This window comes from Lysobacter enzymogenes, from assembly GCF_017168095.1.
Taxonomy (GTDB): domain Bacteria; phylum Pseudomonadota; class Gammaproteobacteria; order Xanthomonadales; family Xanthomonadaceae; genus Lysobacter; species Lysobacter enzymogenes_D.
Window position 1 is genome coordinate 1 of the sequence record NZ_LXSD01000611.1, and the last position, 326, is coordinate 326.

1 protein-coding gene is annotated in these 326 nt (G+C 77.3%); it reads right to left on the reverse strand.

From position 1 onward, the window contains the following. The coding region (locus A7A76_RS23585; protein WP_206413597.1) for a DUF4157 domain-containing protein at window positions 1-326 on the reverse strand (326 nt) is incomplete at both ends.

Below are 326 nucleotides of genomic sequence, written 5' to 3' on the forward strand. Positions count from 1 at the left end.
GGCGACGCGGCTCGCGGCCGCGCCGGCGCGCGCTTCGCTGGCGTCGGCCGAACCGCCCTGGCGCTGTTGCACCACGTGCGCGAGTTCGTGCGCGAGCAGCGTGCGGCCCGGCAGCGAACCGGGCGCGTAGCGGCCGGGCGCGAAGGCGATGTCCTCGCGGCTGGTCACCGCCTTGGCGCCAAGCGCTTGCGTATAGGCGCCGGCGTTGGGATCGGTATGCAGGCGCACGTTGGAGAAGTCCTGGCCGAACGCGCGCTCGAAGAACGCACGCTGCGGCGGCGGCAGCGCCGCGCCGGGGCCGGCGCTGCGCTGGGCGCGCGCGCCGC